Source organism: Geodermatophilus sp. SYSU D00708 (genome assembly GCF_054050115.1).
Genome location: NZ_JBJGYS010000011.1, coordinates 26,066 through 45,789, shown reverse-complemented (window position 1 = coordinate 45,789; position 19,724 = coordinate 26,066). Strand labels below are relative to the sequence as shown.

Genomic DNA, 19,724 nt, shown 5'->3' with positions numbered 1-19,724 from the left:
GTGCGGGGGTTCAGGAGCCGGCCGCCAGGAGCTCGGCGGTGTGCGCGCGGGTCAGCGCGTCGATGACCGGGTCGAGCTCGCCGTCGAGCACCTGGTCGAGGTTGTGCGCCTTGAAGCCGACCCGGTGGTCGCTGATCCGGTTCTCCGGGAAGTTGTAGGTGCGCACCCGCTCGCTGCGGTCGACGGTGCGGACCTGGCTGCGCCGCTGGTCGCTGGCCGCGGCGGCGGCCTCCTCGCGGGCGGCGGCGAGCAGCCGCGAGCGCAGGATCCGCAGTGCGGACTCCCGGTTCTGCAGCTGGCTCTTCTCGTTCTGGCAGCTGACCACGATGCCGGTGGGCAGGTGGGTGATCCGGACGGCGGAGTCGGTGGTGTTCACGCTCTGCCCGCCGGGGCCGCTGGACCGGAACACGTCGATGCGCAGGTCGTTCGGGTCGACGGTGACGTCGACCTCCTCGGCCTCGGGCAGCACGAGGACGCCGGCGGCGGAGGTGTGGATGCGGCCCTGGCTCTCGGTGACCGGCACCCGCTGGACCCGGTGCACGCCGCCCTCGAACTTCAGCCGCGACCAGATGCCCTCGTCCGTACGGGACTTGACGGCGACCGAGACGTCCTTGTAGCCGCCCAGGTCGGCCTCGACGGCGTCGATCACCTCGGCCGACCAGCCCCGCCGCTCGGCGTAGCGCAGGTACATGCGCAGCAGGTCGCCGGCGAACAGCGCCGACTCCGCGCCCCCCTCCCCCGCCTTGATCTCGAGGATGACGTCCTTGTCGTCGTCGGGGTCCTTGGGCAGCAGTAGCTCGCGCAGCCGGTCCTCCAGCTCCGGGATCCGCTGCTCCATCGCCTCGGCCTCGGCGCGGAAGGACGGGTCCTCGGCGGCGAGCTCCCGGGCGGCGGCGAGGTCGTCACGGACGGCGTCCAGGGCGCGCTTGGTCTCGACCAGCCGGGCCAGCTGCGCGTAGCGCCGGCCGAGCCGGCGGGCGCGGGCGGCGTCGGCGTGGACGGCCGGGTCGGCGAGCTCGGCCTCCAGGGCCGCGTGCTCGGCCAGCAGCCCGGTCAGGCGATCGGGCGCGGTCTCGGTGGGGCTGCTCAACGGGGGAACTCCGGGAGGGGGCGGTTTCCGCGAAAACCGACGGTGGGGGGCGGGGGCGGACACGACGACGGCGCCCGCCCCACAGGAGTGGGACGGGCGCCGTCGGGGGGACTACTTGCCGGCGGTGGCGTTGCGCTTGCCGAACCGCTTCTCGAAGCGGGCGACGCGGCCGCCGGTGTCCAGGATCCGCTGCTTGCCCGTGTAGAACGGGTGGCAGGCGGAGCAGGTCTCGACGGTCAGCTGGCCACCGGGGGCCGTGCTGCGGGTGGTGAAGGTGTTCCCGCAGCCACAGGTCACCGTGGTGGTGTGGTAGTCGGGGTGGATTCCGGGCTTCATCTCGCCTCTTCCGGGGGTCTGTGCCGTACTGGTCTGTCGAACGCCGGCGGCCGGCCGGGCATTCCGGCCGCGCAGCGGGGCTCAGTCGCTCAGTATCCCTGATGTCCGAGCCCCGCCGGCGGCGGCCCTGGCGACGTGCTGGAACGGCCCCCGTCCCGGGCCCCGCCCTGAGCCTGCGAAGGGTGGGGAGGACGGGGATCCTCTCACTCGCGCTCGGGGCCGAGGGTCGTCTTCTGGATCTGCATGAGGAACTCGATGTTGTTCCGCGTCTTCTTGAGCTTGTCCAGCAGCAGCTCGAGAGCCTGCTGGGGCTCCAGCGCGGCGAGCACCCGGCGCAGCTTGATGACGATGGCCAGCTCGTCGGGCGACATGAGGATCTCCTCCTTGCGCGTGCCCGACGCGTTGACGTCGACGGCCGGGAAGACCCGCTTGTCCGCCAGCCGGCGGTCGAGCTTGATCTCCGCGTTCCCGGTGCCCTTGAACTCCTCGAAGATGACCGTGTCCATCGTGGAGCCGGTCTCCACCAGCGCCGAGGCGATGATGGTCAGCGAGCCGCCGTTCTCGATGTTGCGGGCGGCGCCGAGGAAGCGCTTGGGCGGGTAGAGCGCCGTGGAGTCGACACCACCGGAGAGGATGCGTCCGCTGGCGGGGGCCGCCAGGTTGTAGGCGCGGCCCAGGCGGGTGATCGAGTCCAGCAGGACGACGACGTCGTGGCCCATCTCGACCAGGCGCTTGGCCCGCTCGATGGACAGCTCCGCGACCGTGGTGTGGTCCGACGGCGGCCGGTCGAAGGTCGAGGCGATGACCTCGCCCTTCACCGAGCGCTGCATGTCGGTGACCTCCTCGGGCCGCTCGTCGACGAGGACGACCATGAGGTGGCACTCGGGGTTGTTGGCGGTGATCGCGTTGGCGATCGCCTGCAGCACCATCGTCTTGCCGGCCTTGGGCGGGCTGACGATCAGCGCGCGCTGCCCCTTGCCGATCGGCATGACCAGGTCGATGACCCGGGTGGTCAGCTGGTGGGGCTCGGTCTCCAGCCGCAGCCGCTGCTGCGGGTAGAGCGGGGTCAGCTTGGTGAACTCCGGACGCTGCCGCGCCTGCTCGGGGTCGAGGCCGTTGACGGTGTCGAGCCGGACCAGCGCGTTGTACTTGTCCTTGCGCTCGCCCTCGCGCGGCTGCCGGACGGCACCGGTGATGGCGTCACCGCGGCGCAGGCCGTAGCGGCGCACCTGCGACAGGGACACGTACACGTCGTTGGGCCCGGTCAGGTAGCCCGACGTCCGGACGAACGCGTAGTTGTCCAGGACGTCGAGGATGCCGGCCACCGGCAGCAGGACGTCGTCCTCGCTGATGGTGGGCTCGTTCGGCTCGAACCGGTCGCGGCCGTTGCCGCGGCGGTTGCGGTCCCGGTAACGGCGCCCGCGGCGGCCGCGGCCGCCCTCGAAGTCGTCGTCGTCCTCGTCGTTGCGGTTGTCGGTGCGGTTGTCGTCGCCCCGGCCGCGGTTGTCGTTGCGGTTGTCCGGCCGGCCGCTCCGGTCGCCGCGCTCGGGACCGCGGTTGCCGTCCCGGTCGCCGCGCGCGCGGTCACCGTCCCGGTCGCTGCGGGCGCGGTCGCCGTCCCGGTCGCTGCGGGCGCGGTCGCCGTCGCGGTCGCTGCGGGTGCGGTCGCCGTCGCGGTCGCTGCGGGTGCGGTCGCCGTCGCGGGTGCCCCGCTCGGCACGGTCACCGTCGCGGTTGCCGTCCCGGTCGATGCGCTCGGTGCGCTCCGTGCGGTCGCGGTTGCGGCCGCCGCGCTCGCGGTTGCGCTGCGGGCGGTCGCCGTCGGCCCGGTCACCGTCGGTGCGGTCGCCGTCGGTCTCCTCGCGGGCCGGGGCCGGGGCGGGGGCTGCGGCCGTGTCGGCGGCAGGCGCCTCGGTGCGCGGCTCGGGGGTGCCGGGGGTCGCCTCGACGGCCGGGGCGGCGGTCTCGCCCGCAGGCGCGCCGGCCGGACGGCTGGCCGCGCGGCGACGCCGCGGCGCGGCCTCGGCGGGGGCGTCGGCCGCGGGGGTCAGGGGGCCGCTGTTCGCGCCGCCGGTGACCGGGGCCTCGAGCGGCGCAGCCGTGGTGGCGGGGCCGGAGTCGGCGCCGCGGGCCTCGCTGCGCGGCGCGGGCGCGCTGGCCGGGGCCGGGGTCTCCGAGCCGCCACCCGTCTGGCGGGCGGAGATGGCGGCGACCAGGTCGCCCTTGCGCATCCGGCCGGTGCCGGAGATGCCGAGCTCGGCCGCCAGCCGCTGCAACTCGGGCAGCAGCATGCCGGACAGCCCGCTGCCGCGGCGACGGGTCCGCCCCGTCGTCCCAGAAGCGGCAGGTGCCTCGTCGTTACCCGCGCTCGGCGGGGTGACGAGGTCGGTGGTCTCGCTCACGTACAGGTCCTTCCCTGCGGAGACCTGCGCCTAGCAGCGCAGGGGGTGACCCGGTTCCTCCCGCCGCTGTCCGCAACCTGGGCAGCGAGAAGAACGGGATCCAGTGGGTGCGAGGCGGTATCTGCGGCGACGGAATGAGATCGTCTGCATCGCCCCGCGCGAGGCTCGCCCTACTGGGCGGCTACGTCGGTGAGCCTAAACCGCGCTCACGGACACGACAACACCGTCCGACACGGGTGTGTTCCTCGTTACCGAGAAGATACCTGAGGCTGACCTGCGAGCACGCAGGCACCCGTCCGGTCGACGTCGAGGGCCAGCCCCGTCCACCCCTCCGGGGTGAGATTCCCCACCTCGGCGGCGTCGGCCGGGCCGTGCGCGAGCACGAGGACGGTCGGTCCGGCCCCGGAGACGACCGCGGCGTGGCCGGCGGCCCGGAGCCGGTCCACCAGGTCGATCGACGCGGGCATCGCCGCGGCCCGCTGTCGCTGGTGCAGCCGGTCCTCGGTCGCCTCGCGCAGCAGCGCGGGCGCGGTCGTCAGCGCGTGCACCAGCAGCGCGGCCCGGCCGGCGGTGAACGCGGCGTCGGCGTGGGGGACGGCGTCGGGCAGCAGTCCGCGCGCGACGTGCGTCGACAGCGTCGCGTCCGGCACGAACAGCACGGGGACGACGTCCGGGTGCACCTCGAGCCGCTCGGCGCGCGCCCCGGTCGAGGTCATCCACGACAGCGTGGCCCCGCCCAGCAGGCAGGCGGCCACGTTGTCGGGGTGCCCCTCCAGCTCGGTGGTCAGCCGCAGCACGGCGGCGTCGTCGACCGCGTCGACCTCCGGGCACAGCGCCCACGCGCCCAGCACGCCGGCCACGACCGCCGCCGCCGACGAGCCCATCCCCCGCCCCTGCGGGATGCCGTTCTCGGCGCTGACCCGCAGCCCCGGCGGGGTCCAGCCCAGCTCGGCGCAGGCCGCGCGGAAGGCGCGGACGACCAGGTGCGACTCGTCGGTCGGCAGCTCACCGGCTCCGACGCCGGAGACCTCGACGGTCAGCCCGGCCGGCTCGACGGCGAACTCGAGCACGTCGTGGCGGGCCAGCGCGAGACCGGCGCAGTCGAACGCGGGGCCGAGGTTGGCGCTGGTCGCCGGCACGCGCACCCGCACGGCCGGGGCGGAGTCCGGGGTCACAGGCCCAGCTGCGCGGCGGCGACGGCGGCGTCGACCGGCACGGTCACCGGTGCCGGTGCGCCGGAGATGGCCCACTCCGGGTCCTTGAGGCCGTTGCCGGTGACGGTGCAGACGACGCGCTGCCCCGGCTCGAGCCCGCCCGCCTGCGCCACCTTGAGCAGGCCGGCCACCGAGGCGGCCGACGCCGGCTCGACGAAGACCGCCTCGTTGCGGGCCAGCAGCCGGTAGGCGGCGAGGATCTCCCGGTCGGTGACCGCGTCGATGCGCCCACCGGACTCGTCGCGGGCGGCCAGCGCCTTGGTCCAGGACGCCGGGTTGCCGATGCGGATGGCCGTGGCGATCGTCTGCGGGTGCTCGACGACCTGCCCGCTGACGATCGGCGCCGCGCCGGCGGCCTGGAAGCCCCACATCCGCGGCGTCCGTGACGCCGTCCCGTCGGCGGCGTACTCCCGGTAGCCCTGCCAGTAGGCGGTGATGTTGCCGGCGTTGCCCACCGGCAGGCAGTGGACGTCGGGGGCGTCGCCGAGGACGTCGACGATCTCGAACGAGGCGGTCTTCTGCCCCTCGATGCGGTACTGGTTGACGCTGTTGACCAGGCTGACCGGGTAGTCGATCGCCAGCTTGCTGGCCAGCGCGAGGCAGTCGTCGAAGTTGCCGTCGACCTGCAGCAGCTTGGCGCCGTGCACCAGCGCCTGCGCCAGCTTGCCCAGCGCGATCTTGCCCTGCGGCACGAGGACGGCGCAGACGAGGCCGGCCCGGGCGGCATAGGCCGCGGCGCTGGCGCTGGTGTTGCCGGTGGAGGCGCAGATGACCGCCTGCGAGCCCTCCTCGACGGCCTTGGTGATGGCCATCGTCATCCCGCGGTCCTTGAACGACCCGGTCGGGTTGGCGCCCTCGACCTTGAGGTAGACCTCGCAGCCGGTGCGGCGGGAGAGCTCCTGCGCCGGCACCAGCGGGGTCGCCCCCTCCTGCAGGGTCACCACCGGGGTGCTGTCGCTGACCGGCAGCCGCGACCGGTAGGCCTCGATGAGCCCCGGCCACAGCGGCGAGACGGTGCCCCGCACGGGCAGCTGCGTCGTCATGACAGTCCTTCCACACGCAGGATGCTGGTCACGGCCCGGACGGCGGGCATCTCCCGCAGCGCCGTGACCGTCGCCGACAGCGCGGCGTCGGGGGCGCTGTGGGTGACGATGACCAGCGTCGCGGCGTCCCCACGCCCGTCCTGCCGCACGGTGGCGATGCTGACCCCGTGCCGGGCGAACTCCTGCGCGACCGTCGCGAGCACGCCGGGCTTGTCGGCGACGTCGAGGCTGACGTGGTACCGCGTGGGTGTCTCGGCGATCGGCCGGGCGGGCAGGCCCGCGTACGTGGTCGTGCCGGGGCCGGCGACACCGGCGACCCGGTTGCGCGCCACGGCCACCAGGTCGCCGAGGACGGCGCTGGCGGTGGCGTCACCGCCGGCGCCCTGGCCGTAGAACATCAGTTGCCCGGCGGCCTCGGCCTCGACGAAGACGGCGTTGAAGGCCCCGCCGACGGCGGCCAGCGGGTGCGTCGTCGGGATCATCGCCGGGTGCACGCGGACGGCGACGGAGTCCCCGCCCTCTCCCGGCACACGTTCGCAGATGGCGAGCAGCTTCACCGTGCAGCCGATCTCGGCGGCGCGGGCGACGTCGGTCGAGGTGACCGTGGAGATCCCCTCGCGGTGGACGTCGGCCGCGGTGACCTCGGTGTGGAAGGCCAGCGAGGCGAGGATGGCCGCCTTGGCCGCGGCGTCGAAGCCGTCGACGTCGGCGGTCGGGTCGGCCTCGGCGTAGCCGAGCTCGGTGGCCTCGGCCAGCGCCTCGGTGAACCCGTGCCCGGTCTCGGCCATCCGGGACAGGATGTAGTTCGTCGTCCCGTTGACGATGCCGACCACACGGCGCAGCTGGTCCCCGGCCAGGGACTCGCGCAGCGGGCGCAGCAGCGGGATCGCGCCGGCCACGGCGGCCTCGTAGTAGAGGTCGACCCCGGCCTTGGCGGCGGCCGCGTGCAGCTCGACGCCGTCGTCGGCGAGCAGGGCCTTGTTGGCGCTGACCACCGACTTGCCGGCCTCGAAGGCGGCCAGCAGCAGCGAGCGCACCGGCTCGATGCCGCCGATCACCTCGACGACGAGGTCGACGTCCGGCCGGGTGACGAGCCCGTGCGCGTCGGTGGTGAGCAGGTGCGCCGGGACGTCGGGGTGCCGGTCGGGACGGCGGACGGCGACCCCGGCCACCTCCACCGGCCGGCCGATGCGGGCGGCGAGGTCCTCGGCCTGCTCGCCGAGCAGCCGCAGCACGGCGCTGCCGACGGTGCCGCAGCCGAGCAGGGCCACCTTCAGGGGCGTGGTCACGACTGCGCCTCCGCGCCGACTCGCGGGCCGGTCGACCGGACCCCCGCCGGGTGCTCGGGCGCGGGCTGGTCGATCGCCGGCGAGGGGGCGGGGACGTCGGCGAGGACGGCGTCGAGGGCGAACACGTCCGACAGTGTCTGACGCCGGACCACCTCCGTGGCGACGCCGTCCCGCACGGCGACCACCGGCGGCTTGAGCAGGTAGTTGTAGTTGCTCGCCATCGACCAGCAGTAGGCGCCGGTCGCCGCGACCACCAGCAGGTCGCCGGGCTGCACGTCCGAGGGCAGCCACAGGTCGCGGACCAGGATGTCGCCGCTCTCGCAGTGCTTGCCGACGACGCGGCACAGCGCCGGAGGGGCGTCGGAGACCCGGTTGGCGAGCACGCAGGTGTAGGCGGCGTCGTAGAGGGCGGTGCGGATGTTGTCGCTCATCCCGCCGTCGACCGAGACGTAGTTGCGCACCAGCGGCGCCCCCGGTGTGCCGCTGGCCCCGAGCCGGACCGGCTTGATGGTGCCGATCTCGTAGAGGGTGACCGTGCCGGGGCCGGCGATGGCCCGGCCGGGCTCGACGGCCAGCCGCGGCACGGGCAGGCCGGCCATCGCGCACTCGGCCTCGACCACCGCGCGCAGCCGCCGGGCGACGTCGGCGGGGCTGACCGGGTCGTCGTCGGAGAGGTAGGCGATGCCGAAGCCGCCCCCGAGGTTGAGCTCCTCGAGCACCTGCCCGGTCGCCTGGTGCACCTGCCCCATGAGCCCCACCACGCGGTGTGCGGCGGCCTCGAAGCCGGCGGTGTCGAAGATCTGCGAGCCGATGTGGCTGTGCAGCCCGGTCAGCCGCAGCGCCGGCTCACGGATCACCCGCACCGCGGCGGTCAGCGCGTCGCCGGTGGCCAGCGAGAAGCCGAACTTCTGGTCCTCGTGGGCGGTGGCGATGAACTCGTGGGTGTGCGCCTCGATGCCCACGGTGGCGCGGATGAGCACCGGCACCGGCGCGCCGCCGGCGGCGACCCGCGCCGCGGCCAGCGGGACCAGCCGCTCGATCTCGTCGAAGGAGTCCAGGACGACGTGCCCGATGCCGGCGTCGACGGCCAGCTGCAGCTCGACGAGCGACTTGTTGTTGCCGTGCAGCGCGATCCGCTCGGCCGGGAAGCCGGCGGCCAGCGCCAGGGCCAGCTCGTTGCCCGAGCAGGCGTCCAGGTGCAGGCCGTCCTCGGCGATCCAGCGGGCCACCTGGCCGCACAGGAAGGCCTTGGAGGCGTAGTGGACGTCGGCGCCCTCGAACGCGGCGGCGAAGTCGGCGGCCCGGCCGCGGAAGTCGGCCTCGTCGAGGACGAACAGCGGCGTCCCGTGCGCCCGGGCGAGCTCGGTCACCGGCCGGCCGCCCAGGTGCAGCTCGCCGTCGACCCGGGTCGCCGAGCGCGGCCACACCTGCGGGTCGAGGCCACCGAGGTCGGCCGGGGGCGGCCCGGCCGCGGGAGGCGGGGCGATGTTGCCGTGGAGGGGACCGGCCGGGTGCGCTCTCACATCCGCTCCGGTGCGCTCACGCCCAGCACGCCCAGGCCGTTGCGCAGGACGACGGCGGTCGCGGCGCACAGCCAGAGCCGGGCGGTGGTCAGCGGCGTCGGCTCCTCGTCGCCGCGCGGCAGCACCCGGCAGGTGTCGTAGAACCGGTGGTAGGTGCCGGCCAGCTCCTCGAGGTAGCGGGCCACCCGGTGCGGCGCACGCAGCTCGGCGGCCGACGTCAGCACCCGCGGGAACTCCCCGATCGCCCGGAGCAGGTCGTTCTCCCGCTCGTGGGTCAGCTGCGCGGCATCGACGGCACCCGCCTCGCCGAGCCCCAGGCCGAGGTCGGTGGCGTTGCGCAGCACCGAGGAGATGCGGGCGTGCGCGTACTGGACGTAGAAGACCGGGTTGTCGTTGGTCTGCCGGCTCCACAGGTCGACGTCGATGTCGATCTGCTGGTCGACCGAGGCGCGGGCCAGCGCGTAGCGGGCGGCGTCCACGCCGATCGCGTCGACCAGGTCGGAGAGCAGCACGATCGTGCCCGCGCGCTTGCTCATGCGCACCGGCTCGCCGCCCCGCAGCAGGTTGACCAGCTGCCCGATGAGGATCTCGAGGTGGCTGTCGGGGTCGTCCCCGGCCGCGGCGACGAGCGCCTTGTACCGGCCGACGTAGCCGGAGTGGTCGGCACCCAGCATGATCACGACCCGGTCGAAGCCGCGGGCCCGCTTGTCCAGGTAGTAGGCGCAGTCGGACGCGAAGTAGGTCGTCTCGCCGTCGGCCTTGACCAGCACGCGGTCCTTGTCGTCGCCGAAGTCCGTCGTCCGCAGCCACACGGCGCCGTCGGCCTCGTAGACGTGCCCCTGCTCCCGCAGCCGGACCAGCGCCTTGTCCACCGCCCCGGCGTCGTAGAGCGACTTCTCGCTGAACCAGACGTCGAAGTCGACGCCGAAGTCCTGCATCGACCGGCGGATCTCGTCGAGCATCAGCGCCACGCCGCGGTCGCGGAAGACGCGCAACTGCTCCTCGTCGTCCCGGCCGAGGACGTCGGGCTCCAGGGCGACCACCTGCGAGGCGATGTCGGCGATGTAGGTGCCGCCGTAGCCGTCCTCGGGGACCGGCCGGCCGTTGGCGACCGCCTGCAGGCTGCGGGCGAACCGGTCGATCTGCGCGCCGGCGTCGTTGATGTAGTACTCGCGGGTCACGTCGGCGCCGCTGGCCTCCAGCAGCCGGCCGATCGCGTCTCCGACCGCGGCCCACCGGCTGCCGCCGATGTGCACGGGCCCGGTCGGGTTGGCCGAGACGAACTCCAGGTTCAGCCGCTGCCCGGCGAGGGTGCCGGTCCGCCCGAAGGTCTCCCCCGCGGTGACCGCCTCGACCGCGATCCGCCCGAGCGCCCCCTGCGCGAGGGTGATGTTGAGGAAGCCGGGGCCGGCGACGTCGACGGCGGCGATGCCCGGGTGCGCGCGGAGCTCCTCGGCCAGCACCTCGGCGACCGCCCGCGGCGGCTTACCGGCGGGCTTGGCCAGGCGCAGCGCGACGTTGGTGGCGTAGTCGCCGTGCTCGGGGTTCTTGGGACGCTCGACGAGCACGTCGTCGGGGACCGCCACGGGCAGCACGCCGCGCTCGACGGCGGCGGCCACGGCGGTCCGGACGACGTCGCGCAACTGCTCCGGTGTCACCGCACGAGCGTACTGACCGCCGATCGCGCGCTCTGCGGCCCTCCGGGCGCGCGCGTGCCCGGGGCTGACAGGTCGCCGACCTACAGTGGAGTCCTCAGGGGGCGGGCGCCGGGCTCGTCCCCGGGCCCGGCGCGCCCGCCCGGCCCCAGCACCCCCCGACGAGCACGAGGAGCAGGCCGTGGCCAAGGACCGTAAGCCCCAGGACGGCCGCGCGCGCGGCGGGTCCGGCACGCCGGGCTCCGGTTCGGGCAGCCGGCCGGCCGCGAAGGGCGGGCGCACCCGCCCGCCGGTCACCAACGTCGTCAGCCCGCAGCGGCCCTGGGGCCTGATCGCGGCCGCGGTCGCCGTGGTGGTGTTCGCCGCCGCGGTCATCACCTACGCGGTGGTGCAGGTCAACGAGGCCGACGCCGCCCGGGTGGACTCCGTCGACGAGATCTCCGGGGTCTCGACGTTCGACTACGCCGCCGGGCAGGAGCACGTGACCACGCCCGTGCAGTACGAGGAGTCCCCGCCGGTGGGCGGGCCGCACGACGGCGAGTGGGCCGACTGCACCGGCACGGTCTACGACGTCGACATCCGGCACGAGAACGCCGTCCACAGCATGGAGCACGGCGCGGTGTGGATCACCTACGACCCGGACCGGGTCTCCGGCGCCGACGTCGACACGCTGGCCGCCGTCGCCAGTGAGTCCGGCCGGATGCTCTCCCCCTACGCCGGCCTGGACTCCCCCATCAGCCTGCAGTCCTGGAACCACCAGCTGAAGGTCGACTCGGTCGACGACCCGCGGATCGAGCAGTTCGCCGACTTCATGACCTTCAACCCCGACTTCTACCCCGAGGTCGGCGCCAGCTGCGAGAACCCCCAGTTCGTCAGCGACCCGCTGACCGTCGACGACAGCAGCCGCGGTACCAGCGCCATGACCACCGACGCCCCGACCACTCCCACGGCCGCGGCGGAGACCGGCACGCCGTGACCGGCGGCGACGCGCCGCAGGCGACGGGCCGCGGGCTGCGGACGGCACTGCTCGCGGTCATCGCCGTCGGGCTGCTGCTGCTCGGCGGCGGAGCGGCGGTCGCGCTCGGCGTCGGCCGGGACGACGCCCCCGCCACCCCGACCGCCGACTCGGTGGACGCCGGGTTCTCCCGCGACATGGCCGTCCACCACCTGCAGGGCGTGGAGATGGCCAACGTCGCCCTGGAGGTGAGCACCGACCCGGAGGTCCACCAGCTGGCGTTCGACATCTCGGCCACCCAGACCAACCAGGTCGGCCGGATGCAGGGCTGGCTGTCGCTGTGGGGGCTGCCGCCGTCGGGCGGCGACCCGATGTCGTGGATGGGCGCCGACAGCGGCCACGGCGCGCACGAGACGGCACCCGGCGCCCTGATGCCCGGGATGGCCACCGAGCAGGAGCTCACCGAGCTGCGCGGGCTGACCGGCACGGCGTTCGACGTCCGCTTCCTGCAGCTGATGATCCGCCACCACCAGGGTGGCCGGGAGATGGCCGAGTACGCCGCCCAGCACGCCGCCGTGCCCGCGGTGGCGACCCTCGCCCGCACGATCGCCGAGACCCAGACCGCCGAGACGTCGACGATGACCGGGATGCTCACCGCCCGCGGTGGCACCCCGCTGCCGGCTCCCTGACGCACCGCCGTCCGGTGCGCCGGGCGGGGCTGGTAGGTTTCTCCCTGCCCCACCGCAGAGCCCCCGTAGCTCAGGGGATAGAGCACCGCCCTCCGGAGGCGGGTGCGCAGGTTCGAATCCTGCCGGGGGCACCCCACGACAGGCCCCGTGGCCGCCGCGACAGCGGTGGTCACGGGGCCTGTCGCGTTCCGCGGCACCGGCGTAGCGTGCGGGCCGCTGTGGACTGGATCACGTTCGAGGTGCTCGACGGTCCGACCTCCGCCGCCGACTGGGCCCGTTCCTGGCACGACCGGCTCGTCGAGGCCGCGGTGACCGGCGGCGCCCTCTTCTGGGACGAGCACGAGCACCGGTGGGGCGTCGTGCTCGAGTTCGTGTTCGCCGACGAGCGGCGGCGGGACGCGTTCCGCTCGGCGCCGGTCGTCCGCGCCGCGCTCGACGCCGCACCGGACCCGGTCAGCGGCGTGCTCGTCTACCCGCACCGGGGCGGCGGCAGCGGCGCCCGGCAGCCCCGCCGGCCGCGGCCGGTGGCCCTCGGCGGCGCGGCCGCGGTCCCCCCTCCCCCGGACGACCGCGTCCTCGACTGCACCGGCGGGGCCGGCCCGCCGGACGTCGTCAGCTGGTGAGCAGCCCGCCCTCGACCGGCAGCGTCGTCCCGGTGACGTAGCCGCCCGCGTCGCTGACGAGGAACACCAGCGCCGCGGCCAGCTCGTCGGGGTCGCCCTTGCGGCCGGCCAGCACCCGGGCCATCTGGCCCTCGATGTAGCCCTCGGGGTACTGGTCGGTCATCTCCGACTCGAAGAACCCCGGCGCCAGCGCGTTGACCCGGATCCCCTTGCGGCCGGTCCACTGCTGGGCGAGGTCTCGGGTGAGACCGATCAGCCCGGCCTTGCTGGCCGCGTAGGCCGCCTGCGGCAGGCCGGCCGTGGTCAGGCCGAGGATGCTCGAGATGTTCACGATCGAACTGCCCGGCTGCATCACCCGCCCGGCGGCCTGGGCCATCCAGTAGCAGCCGTTGAGGTTGACGTCGATGACCTGGCGGAACTGCTCGGGCGTCTCGCGGGTGGCCGGGACGGCGGTGCCCACGCCGGCGTTGTTGACCAGCACGTCGACCTTGCCGAACTCGGCCATGGTGGCGTCGACCAGCGCCTGGCAGTCCTCGGGCCGGGAGACGTCGGTGCGCACGGTGATCGCCCGGCGGCCGGCCGACTCCACCGCCGCCCGGGTGTCGCCGAGGCGGTCCTCCCGCCGGGCGCCGAGCGCGACGTCGCAGCCGGCCTCGGCCAGGGCCCGGGCGAAGACGGCGCCCAGCCCGGACGACGCCCCGGTCACGATCGCCACCCGGCCGTCGAGCCGGAACATGTCGAGGATCGTCCTGCCAGCCACTGCGGCGCTCCCGTCGTCGGTGTCGGTCCCGCTGGCGAGCCTGTCGTGCGGCGCGCCCGGCCGCCACCGCGACCGCAAGTGAGGGGTGGACCACAACGAGGCCGGGTAGGGGTGCGACCCAGTCCCGAGAGCAGGGAGGCACCGTGGCCAACCTCGCGCAGCACCTGGTGGACACGGCGGCCCGGCACGGCGACCGCCCGGCCCTCCGCATGGACGACGCCGTCCTGACCTACGACGGGTTCCGGCGGGCCGCCGCGAGGGTGGCCGCGGGCCTGCGGGCGCGCGGGGTGACCCCGGGCGACCGGGTCGGCATGGTGCTGCCCAACGTGCTGAGCTTCCCGGTCGTGTTCTACGGCGGGCTCATGGCGGGGGCGGCCGTCGTCCCGATGAACCCGCTGCTCAAGGCGCGGGAGGTCGAGTACTACCTGCGCGACTCCGGTGCGCGGCTGGTCGTCGCGCTGGACTCCGTCGCCGCGGCGGCCACCGAGGCGGCCGGCGTCGTCGGCATCGAGGCGGTTCCCGTCGGGCCGGCCGACGTCGGCGACGCCCTCAGCGGTCCGGACGACGACGCGGTCGTCGACCGGGACGACGCCGACACCGCGGTGATCCTCTACACCTCGGGCACCACCGGACCGCCCAAGGGCGCCGAGCTCACCCACGCCAACCTGCGCGGCAACGCCCGCACCACGCAGGAGACGCTGCTGGAGGGCACGCCGGACGACGTGGTCATGGGCTGCCTGCCGCTGTTCCACGTCTTCGGGCTGACCTGCGCCCTCGACGCCGCCGTCCTGGCCGGGGCGTGCCTGACCCTGCTCCCTCGGTTCGACGGCGCCAAGGCGCTGGAGGTCGTCCAGCGAGACCGGGTGACGGTGTTCGAGGGCGTGCCGACGATGTTCGCCGCGATGCTCCACCAGCCCGACCGGGACCGGTACGACGTCGCCAGCCTGCGGCTGTGCGTCTCCGGCGGCTCGGCCATGCCGGTCGAGGTGATGCGCGGCTTCGAGGAGGCCTTCGGCTGCATCGTGCTGGAGGGCTACGGGCTGTCGGAGACCTCGCCGGTCGCCTCGTTCAACCACCCGCACGCCGAGCGCAAGCCCGGCACCATCGGCACGCCCATCCGCGGCGTGGAGATGCGCCTGGTCGACGACGAGGGCCGCGACGTCCGCGCGGACGAGGTCGGCGAGATCGCCATCCGCGGCGAGAACGTCATGAAGGGCTACTGGCGCAAGCCCGAGGAGACGGCGAAGGCGATCCCCGACGGGTGGTTCCGCACCGGCGACCTCGCCCGCCGGGACGCCGACGGCTACTACGCCATCGTCGACCGCAAGAAGGAGATGATCATCCGCGGCGGCTACAACGTGTACCCGCGGGAGATCGAGGAGGCGCTCTACGAGCACCCGGCGGTCGCCGAGGCCGCCTGCGTCGGCGTCCCGCACCCCGACCTGGGCGAGGAGGTCGCCGCCGCCGTCGCGCTCAAGCCCGGCGCGCAGGCCGACCCCGCCGAGCTGCAGGCCTGGGTGAAGGAGCGGGTGGCCGCCTACAAGTACCCGCGGCACGTCTGGCTGGTCGACGCCCTGCCCAAGGGGCCGACCGGCAAGATCCTGCGCCGCGCCGTCGAGGTCCCCGCGGAGGTCGCGAAGTGACGCAGCAGTTGGACACCAGCCACCTGGGCGAGGCCCTGGGCACCGACTTCTTCTCGGTGCGCGAGCAGTTCACCGAGGAGCAGTGGGAGAAGTTCATCGCCGTCCGCCGGTTCGTGGACCGGGAGGTGGTGCCGGTCGCCGGTGAGTACTGGGAGAAGGCCGAGGTGCCGTGGCCGCTGATCCGCCGGCTGCCGGAGCTGGGCATCGTCGGCGGCAGCATCACCGGGCACGGCGCGGCCGGGATGAGCCCGATGGCGGCCGGGCTGGTGCAGATGGAGCTGCACCGCGGCGACGGCAGCCTGGGCACGTTCGTCGGCGTGCACGCCGGGCTGGCGATGCAGTCGATCGACATGTGCGGCTCGGAGGAGCAGAAGGCCCGCTGGCTGCCGAAGATGGCCACGCTGGACAAGCTGGGGGCGTTCGCGCTCACCGAGCCGCACCACGGCTCGGACTCCGTCTCGCTGGAGACCACCGCCCGCCGCGAGGGCGACAGCTGGGTGATCGACGGCGCCAAGCGGTGGATCGGCAACGGCTCGCTGGCCGACCTGGTGATCGTGTGGGCGCGCGACACCGAGGACGGCAAGGTCAAGGGCTTCGTCGTCGAGACCCCGGCCGAGGGGTACGAGGCGACGGTCATCACCGGGAAGGTGTCCCTGCGCTCGGTCTGGCAGGCCCAGATCGAGCTGCGCGGTGTCCGGGTGCCCGAGGAGAACCGGCTCCAGGAGGCGCACAGCTTCGCCGACACCGGCCGGGTCCTGGCCACCACCCGCGGCGCCTGCGCCTGGATGGCGCTGGGCCACGCGACCGCCGGCTACGACGCCGCGCTGACCTACGCCAAGGAGCGCCGGCAGTTCGGCAAGCCGCTGGTCAGCTTCCAGATCGTGCAGGAGCGGCTGGTGCGGATGCTGGCCGACCTCACCGGGATGCAGCTGTACTGCATGCAGATCGGCCGGCTGGCCGAGGCCGGGCGGCTGTCCCCCACCGTCGCCGGGCTGGCCAAGATGCACAACACCCGCACGGCGCGCGCCATCCTCGCCGAGGCCCGCGACCTGCTCGGCGGCAACGGGATCCTGCTGCAGAACCACGTCATCCGGCACATGGCCGACATCGAGGCCATCCACACCTTCGAGGGGACCGAGACGGTGCAGACGCTCATCGTCGGCCGGGACATCACCGGGGTCGGCGCCTTCACCTGAACCGCCGACGTCCGGGAGGGAGACCGCATGGCCGACACCCGCCCGCCGCTGTGGCGGCAGGCCTTCGACGCCGCCGAGCGCCGGGTCACCCCGCGCGCCGAGGAGTTCGTCCGCACGGAGACCTTCGCGATCGGCGCCGCGCTGGTGCGGCGCGCCACGACCCTGGCCCGCGACTCCGCCCGCGGGGTCACCACCCGGGCCTGGCACCTGCTGAACCTGCCCGCCGGCACCGACGTCAGCCGGCTGCGCGCCCAGGTCGGCGCGCTGGACCGGGAGGTCCGCCGGCTGACCCTGCAGCTGGAAGCCGCGCGGCGCCGTCCCGCCGAGGAGGACCATGCCGACCGTCCCCAGCCCGCAGACCCTCCTCGAGCGCGTCCGCCGCGACGTCGAGCGCAACGCCCTCCGCGCCCGTAACGGCCTCAAGCTGGTCGCCGGGGTCGACCGTCCCGGGGTGGGCCAGACCCCCAAGGACGTCGTCTGGCAGCGCGGCCGGACCCAGCTGTGGCACTACCGCAACGACCCCGACACCCACGGCGGGGTGCGGCACTCCCCGCCGCTGCTGATCGTCTTCAGCCTGGTCAGCCGCAGCTACATCCTCGACCTGACGCCGGGCAACAGCTTCGTCGAGCAGCTGCTGGCCGCCGGGTTCGACGTGTACCTGCTCGACTGGGGCGAGCCCGACGCGCGGGACGCGGCCAACACCCTCGAGGACTACGTCGACGACTACGTCCCGGCCGGGGTGCAGCGGGTGCTGGAGGTCTCCGGCGCCGACGAGGTCAACCTGTTCGGCTACTGCTTCGGCGGCGACCTGGCCCTGCTGTACGCCGCCCACCACCCCGACGCGCCGCTGCGCAGCCTGAGCGTGCTGGCCACCCCGGTCGACTTCCGCCACATGGGCCCGCTGGCCGACCTGTTCCGGGTCGGCGGGCTCGACGTGCGCGACGTCCTCGACGCCGACGGCAACGTGCCGCCGCAGGTGGTGCTGCAGGGCTTCCGGGCGCTGACCCCCACCGCGGAGGTCACCCGGTACGTGACCCTCTGGGAGCGGCTCTGGAACGACGAGTACGTGGCCGCCTACCAGGCGATGACCAGCTGGTCGGACGACCACGTGCCCTTCCCCGGGGCCGCCGCGGAGGAGACGGTGCGCATGCTGGTGCGCGACAACGGGATGGTCACCGACCGGCTGACCGTCGGCGGCGACCGCGTGCACCTGTCCGACATCCGGGTGCCGTTCCTGACCGTGCGCGCCGACCGGGACCACATCGTCCCGCCCGAGGCGACCGCGCCGCTGGTCGACCTGGTCGGTGCGGCGGACAAGCACGAGCTGCGGCTGCCGGCCGGGCACATGGGCCTGGTGGTCGGCCGGACGGCCGCCCGGACGACGGTGCCGACGATCATCGACTTCCTCCGCCGGCGCAGCGAGCCGGTCGCCCCGACCGCCGAGGAGGCCTGACGTGGCCGCCGTCACCGAGCTCACCGACGCGCACTGCGACGCGCTGCTGGGCTTCTTCACCGCCCTGCCCGAGGGCGACCGCACCTTCATCCGCGAGGACGTCACCGACCCCGACGTGGTGCGCGGCTGGGCGGCCGGCGGCACCCCCGGCGTGCGCCGCTGGGTGGTCCTGGACGACGGCGGGCAGGTCGCCGGCTACGTGGCGGTGCTCCGCCTGCCCGGCTGGTCCGACCACGTCGGCGAGGTGCGGCTGGTCGTCGCGCCCGGCGCGCGCGGCGGCGGGCTGGGCCGCACGCTGGCCCGCCACGCGCTCGTGCAGGCGGTCGAGGACGGGCTGACCAAGCTCGTCGTCGAGGTGGTCGCCGAGCAGGGCGCGGCCCTGGCGCTGTTCACCGACCTCGGGTTCAGCGGCGAGGCGCTGCTGGTCGACCACATCCGCGACCGCGAGGGCCGGCTGCGCGACCTGATGGTGCTCGCCCACCACGTCCGGGACACCTGGTCGGGCATGAGCGCCGTCGGGCTGCCCGAGGCGCTCGGCGAGGACCTGTCCTGAGCCGGCGGGGAGCCGGGCAGCGCAGCCGCGCGTGGGTGCCGGTCGCGGCGACGCTGTTCGCCATCGGCTGGGGCGCCAACCAGTTCGTCAGCCTGCTGGTCGCGTACCGGGAGCGCAGCGGGCTGTCGGTCGCGACCGTCGACGCGCTGGTCGGCGTCTACGCCCTCGGCCTGATCCCGGCGCTGCTGGTGCTGGGCCCCGTGTCCGACCGGCACGGGCGGGTCCCGGTGCTGCGCGGCGCGCTGCTCGTCTCGCTCGTCGCGACGACGGTGCTGCTGCTGGAGGGCCTGGCCGCGCTCTACGCCGGCCGCTTCCTCGCCGGCCTGGCCAGCGGCGCGGCGTTCGCCGCCGGCAGCGCGTGGGTGGAGGAGCTGTCGACCGCGCCGTGGGACCCGGCGGCTCCGGACGGAGCCGGCGCCCGCCGGGCGGCGATGGCGCTCACCGCGGGATTCGGCCTCGGCCCGGTCGTCGCCGGGCTGATCGCCCAGTGGGCGCCCGCGCCGCTGGTCACCGCCTACCTGCCGCACCTGGCCGTCGCCCTGGCCGTGCTGGTCCCGCTGTGGCGGGCTCCGGAGACGGTGGCCGACGCGGGCCCGGAGTCGGGCTCCCTGTGGTCGCGGATGCGCGTGCCCTCGGCCGCCGACCCGCGCTTCCGCCGGCACGTGGCCCCGGTGGCCCCGTGGGTGTTCGGCGTGGCGACGATCTCGATCGCCGTCCTGCCCGGGCTGGTGCGCGACACCACCGCGGGGTGGACGGTCGCCTTCAGCGCCGTCGTCGCGGGCGTCACCCTGGGCACGGGCGTCGCGGTCCAGCCGAGGGCGCGCCGGCTGGCGGCCGCCGATCCGCGGCGCGCCGCGGCGGTCGGGATGGCCGCGGTGGTGGCCGGGCTGCTGGTCGCGGCCGCCGCCGCCGCGACCACGCACCCGGTGCTGGTGGTCCTGGCCGCGGTCATCCTGGGCTGCGGGTACGGGCTCTGCCTGGTCGCCGGCCTGCTCGAGACCCAGCGCGTCGCACCGCCGCGGGAGCTCGCCGGGCTCACCGCCGTCTACTACGCGCTGACCTACCTGGGATTCGCCGCGCCCGTCGTGCTGGCCGCGCTGGCCGCCCTGGTCCCCTACCCGGCGCTGCTGGCGGGGCTGGCCGCCCTCGCCGCCCTGACCCTGCTCCTCACCCGCCGAGCCGCCGCGCGACCGTCCCCCGACCGCCCTCCGGTCGCTCCCTGAGCGTCACCGGTCGGTCACCTGCGCCCGCGACCCTCGCAGGCACGCGGGCCCGCCCCGGGCCCCGAGCGCTCCGGAGG

At 74.7% G+C, this 19,724-nt stretch carries 18 protein-coding genes and 1 tRNA gene; 10 read left to right on the top strand and 9 right to left on the bottom strand.

Annotated features, from left to right (window positions below; all coding sequences use genetic code 11):
- Positions 1-10: 10 nt before the first annotated feature.
- The 8 genes from prfA to argS all read right to left on the bottom strand — a co-directional run bounded on the left by prfA (position 11) and on the right by argS (position 10,555).
- Entirely contained in the window at positions 11-1,090 is a 1,080-nt protein-coding gene (gene prfA, locus ACI79D_RS11330) for a peptide chain release factor 1 (protein ID WP_456918507.1), read from the bottom strand.
- A gap of 111 nt (positions 1,091-1,201) precedes the next feature.
- Positions 1,202-1,426 (bottom strand): 50S ribosomal protein L31, encoded by a 225-nt coding sequence (rpmE, locus tag ACI79D_RS11325; protein ID WP_456910714.1) that lies wholly within the window; start codon positions 1,424-1,426, stop codon positions 1,202-1,204.
- A gap of 203 nt (positions 1,427-1,629) precedes the next feature.
- A complete protein-coding gene (gene rho, locus ACI79D_RS11320; protein WP_456918506.1) occupies positions 1,630-3,828 on the bottom strand; it encodes a transcription termination factor Rho in 2,199 nt (732 codons plus the stop codon).
- 248 nt (positions 3,829-4,076) lie between these two features.
- Positions 4,077-5,003: a homoserine kinase gene (gene thrB, locus ACI79D_RS11315; protein WP_456918505.1), complete on the bottom strand. Its 927-nt coding sequence runs from the start codon at positions 5,001-5,003 to the stop codon at positions 4,077-4,079.
- Positions 5,000-6,085 carry a threonine synthase gene (gene thrC, locus ACI79D_RS11310; protein WP_456918504.1) on the bottom strand — a complete coding sequence of 362 codons (1,086 nt, stop codon included), beginning with the start codon at positions 6,083-6,085 and terminating at the stop codon, positions 5,000-5,002. Before thrC ends, thrB begins: the two co-directional genes overlap by 4 nt.
- Complete coding sequence (locus tag ACI79D_RS11305; RefSeq protein ID WP_456918503.1) at positions 6,082-7,374, bottom strand: homoserine dehydrogenase; 1,293 nt, start codon at positions 7,372-7,374, stop codon at positions 6,082-6,084. Before ACI79D_RS11305 ends, thrC begins: the two co-directional genes overlap by 4 nt.
- A complete protein-coding gene (gene lysA, locus ACI79D_RS11300) occupies positions 7,371-8,897 on the bottom strand; it encodes a diaminopimelate decarboxylase (RefSeq protein WP_456918502.1) in 1,527 nt (508 codons plus the stop codon). Before lysA ends, ACI79D_RS11305 begins: the two co-directional genes overlap by 4 nt.
- Positions 8,894-10,555: an arginine--tRNA ligase gene (gene argS, locus ACI79D_RS11295; RefSeq protein WP_456918501.1), complete on the bottom strand. Its 1,662-nt coding sequence runs from the start codon at positions 10,553-10,555 to the stop codon at positions 8,894-8,896. The genes lysA and argS overlap by 4 nt, the downstream gene beginning before the upstream one ends.
- Before the next feature lie 178 nt (positions 10,556-10,733).
- Between argS and ACI79D_RS11290 the strand changes: the two genes are divergently transcribed.
- The 4 genes from ACI79D_RS11290 to ACI79D_RS11275 all read left to right on the top strand — a co-directional run bounded on the left by ACI79D_RS11290 (position 10,734) and on the right by ACI79D_RS11275 (position 12,819).
- Entirely contained in the window at positions 10,734-11,528 is a 795-nt protein-coding gene (locus ACI79D_RS11290) for a DUF3105 domain-containing protein (protein ID WP_456918500.1), read from the top strand.
- Positions 11,525-12,196 (top strand): DUF305 domain-containing protein, encoded by a 672-nt coding sequence (locus ACI79D_RS11285; protein WP_456918499.1) that lies wholly within the window; start codon positions 11,525-11,527, stop codon positions 12,194-12,196. Before ACI79D_RS11290 ends, ACI79D_RS11285 begins: the two co-directional genes overlap by 4 nt.
- Positions 12,197-12,255: 59 nt before the next feature.
- A tRNA-Arg gene (locus ACI79D_RS11280) sits at positions 12,256-12,327 on the top strand.
- A gap of 87 nt (positions 12,328-12,414) precedes the next feature.
- Entirely contained in the window at positions 12,415-12,819 is a 405-nt protein-coding gene (locus tag ACI79D_RS11275; protein ID WP_456918498.1) for a hypothetical protein, read from the top strand.
- On the opposite strand, the gene ACI79D_RS11270 is transcribed toward ACI79D_RS11275, so the two are convergent.
- On the bottom strand, positions 12,809-13,579 hold the full coding sequence (locus ACI79D_RS11270; RefSeq protein ID WP_456918497.1) for an SDR family NAD(P)-dependent oxidoreductase: 771 nt from the start codon (positions 13,577-13,579) through the stop codon (positions 12,809-12,811). The genes ACI79D_RS11275 and ACI79D_RS11270 overlap by 11 nt on opposite strands.
- A gap of 143 nt (positions 13,580-13,722) precedes the next feature.
- On the opposite strand from ACI79D_RS11270, the gene ACI79D_RS11265 reads away from it, so the two are divergent.
- From ACI79D_RS11265 to ACI79D_RS11240, 6 genes are read left to right on the top strand one after another with little or no spacing between them, the layout of a single operon-like run.
- Positions 13,723-15,222, top strand: coding sequence for a long-chain-fatty-acid--CoA ligase (locus ACI79D_RS11265; protein ID WP_456918496.1), 1,500 nt, complete (start codon positions 13,723-13,725; stop codon positions 15,220-15,222).
- The gene (locus ACI79D_RS11260; RefSeq protein ID WP_456918495.1) at positions 15,219-16,418 is read left to right on the top strand and encodes an acyl-CoA dehydrogenase family protein; all 1,200 of its coding nucleotides are present in this window, start codon (positions 15,219-15,221) and stop codon (positions 16,416-16,418) included. The genes ACI79D_RS11265 and ACI79D_RS11260 overlap by 4 nt, the downstream gene beginning before the upstream one ends.
- A 27-nt stretch (positions 16,419-16,445) precedes the next feature.
- A complete protein-coding gene (locus ACI79D_RS11255) occupies positions 16,446-16,832 on the top strand; it encodes a hypothetical protein (protein ID WP_456918494.1) in 387 nt (128 codons plus the stop codon).
- Positions 16,753-17,871, top strand: coding sequence for an alpha/beta fold hydrolase (locus ACI79D_RS11250; RefSeq protein WP_456918493.1), 1,119 nt, complete (start codon positions 16,753-16,755; stop codon positions 17,869-17,871). The genes ACI79D_RS11255 and ACI79D_RS11250 overlap by 80 nt, the downstream gene beginning before the upstream one ends.
- A gap of 1 nt (position 17,872) precedes the next feature.
- On the top strand, positions 17,873-18,424 hold the full coding sequence (locus ACI79D_RS11245) for an N-acetyltransferase family protein (RefSeq protein ID WP_456918492.1): 552 nt from the start codon (positions 17,873-17,875) through the stop codon (positions 18,422-18,424).
- A 35-nt stretch (positions 18,425-18,459) separates the two neighbouring features.
- Positions 18,460-19,647: an MFS transporter gene (locus ACI79D_RS11240; protein WP_456918491.1), complete on the top strand. Its 1,188-nt coding sequence runs from the start codon at positions 18,460-18,462 to the stop codon at positions 19,645-19,647.
- Positions 19,648-19,724 lie beyond the last annotated feature (77 nt).

Excerpts from the sequence above, each read along its gene's own strand:
- rpmE (WP_456910714.1), bottom strand. The coding sequence starts at position 1,426 with ATGAAGCCCGGAATCCACCCCGACTACCACACCACCACGGTGACCTGT.
- thrC (WP_456918504.1), bottom strand. The coding sequence starts at position 6,085 with ATGACGACGCAGCTGCCCGTGCGGGGCACCGTCTCGCCGCTGTGGCCG.
- ACI79D_RS11255 (WP_456918494.1), top strand. The coding sequence starts at position 16,446 with ATGGCCGACACCCGCCCGCCGCTGTGGCGGCAGGCCTTCGACGCCGCC.
- ACI79D_RS11250 (WP_456918493.1), top strand. The coding sequence starts at position 16,753 with ATGCCGACCGTCCCCAGCCCGCAGACCCTCCTCGAGCGCGTCCGCCGC.